We start from the raw sequence: 1,812 nt of genomic DNA, 5'->3' as shown, positions 1-1,812 counted from the left end.
ATTCAATACCAAGCGGTTTTCTATATGAGGGTTTTCCAAAAGCACAATCCATGAATATCCCGCATATATCCGTAGCCACAACAGCAGGAACCGGTTCTGAAGTATCCCCGATCGCAGTCATATATAATGAACATAAAAATGTCAAAATGAATATATACAATGTTTTTTTAAGTTCGGATGTTGCGATTCTAGATCCCGAGTTAACAGTCGGACTGCCGTCTGACATTACGGCGTTTACTGGTGCCGATGCATTGACACATGCATTTGAAGCGATCATTTCACCTGCTGCGACAACAATAACCGATGCATATGCATATCAGGCCATTCGAGTTATTGAAAGAAATTTACCGAGGGCCGTAAAGGATGGAACGAATATTGAGGCTAGAATGGAAATGCTGCATGGAAGCATGATGGGAATCACTGCATTTTGTAGTGCATTGAATGCGATTCCTGTTCATAACTTTGCCCACGCATATGGGGCGTTATTCCGTATTCCGCATGGACTGGCCAATGCCGTATTATTACCGGTCGTCATGGAATCAATCCCGGATTTATATCTTCAAAAGGCCCATTTGATAGCTGAAGCCTTTAGTGTGAAAGTACAGGATGAAGATTCAAAAAGGATCTTAGCGAAAGTGGTAGAAAAGCTACGTGTTTTCCTATCTGATCTTGGGCTGCCCTCCGACTTCAGCGCCTATGAAATTAACCAGCCGGATATGGAAAGAATTCTGAAAGCAGTAATGACCGACCCAGCTGCCGCTAATTACCCGATGTCGGAGGAATTAATAATGTCAGTTGTTTCAAGAGTTTCACCCGTAAGAATTAACTTATCTAAAAAAGCCAGCCCGTAAAGGTTGGCTTTTATTGCGTTGTAACGTGTTAAGTCCCGAATTTTACCATTCAAAAGTTCATTTCTTTATCTGATGTCTAAGAACTACAGTGATAGACTCTGGTTAATGTTTTTTTCCTAAGTTTTCCTGTGCCATCTTTATAAGTTCCTTGACCATGCCTCCGCCTAACTTTCCGCCTATTTTTCCATTCTGCTTGGATGTCAGTTCACCGTTATAGTCTTTTTTCAACGGTACGCCCAGTTCTTTTGCTACTTCAAACTTTGCCTCTTCGGGATTCTTTGTGCCAGCGATTTTGGCTTTTAAATCATCAAGGCCTTGTCGCGCTTCAGATACCAATATTCTCCTTCTCCTTGCCATTTAGCAATACCTCCTCCTATTTTTTTCTTAGGTTATCCTAATGAAATGAAAATGATAAACCTGATTTCCAATTCGAAGAAGTTTTAGTTTATTTAAAGCGGGTAACATATAATAAAACGACGATTGAAGGAGAAAATGATGCTGACTGCGAATTCAAGTTTGTTAACAAAAGAAGATATGACAAATCCCGATCGAGTGCCGCAATGGCTAATCAAGGAATATCAAACATTCCATGAAACAGTGACCGATAAAACCTTTCCTTGTTATTTTGGTATGAAAGCTGAAAATAAAGGGGAACTTCGTTATGCTTATATCACACAGGAAGATTGGTCCAATCTCCCTAAAGCAGTGGAAAGCTTTCTTGRTTTGTTTCAGGAACCACCATATATAAGGCATGGACTTTTCGTTTTTATGGAGCCTGATTCGATAGAGGGTGATATAGAATTTTACCGTAAAAGGTTTTGGGAGATCCTTCAATACCTGCATCAAGCGGATGAAAAACCTTGGCCAATTGAAAAGCCGAAAGATCCGGATCATTATTTATGGGACTATCATTTTGCCGGGGAACCAATCTTTGTCTTTGGTAATGCACCTGCTTATAAAC

The 1,812-nt window shown here is 40.3% G+C and carries 3 protein-coding genes; 2 read left to right on the top strand and 1 reads right to left on the bottom strand.

From position 1 onward, the window contains the following. Positions 1 to 851: iron-containing alcohol dehydrogenase (locus AC1DVB_RS27000; protein WP_477591905.1), on the top strand; the 851-nt coding region annotated here is incomplete at its 5' end. Between the two features lie 102 nt (positions 852 to 953). Here the strand turns inward: AC1DVB_RS27000 and AC1DVB_RS26995 are convergent. Beyond that, entirely contained in the window at positions 954 to 1,208 is a 255-nt protein-coding gene (locus AC1DVB_RS26995) for an alpha/beta-type small acid-soluble spore protein (protein ID WP_095679680.1), read from the bottom strand. Between the two features lie 138 nt (positions 1,209 to 1,346). On the opposite strand from AC1DVB_RS26995, the gene AC1DVB_RS26990 reads away from it, so the two are divergent. Next, a partial coding sequence (locus AC1DVB_RS26990; protein ID WP_477591903.1) for a YqcI/YcgG family protein occupies positions 1,347 to 1,812 on the top strand: 466 nt, incomplete at its 3' end.

It is taken from the genome of Peribacillus sp. P4_D6 (assembly GCF_056401795.1).
Note: the sequence above shows the minus strand (reverse complement) of the source record. Positions and strands in the feature narration are given on the sequence as shown.

Coding starts and splice junctions, on each gene's coding strand:
- AC1DVB_RS26995 (WP_095679680.1), bottom strand. CDS start 1,208: ATGGCAAGGAGAAGGAGAATATTGGTATCTGAAGCGCGACAAGGCCTT.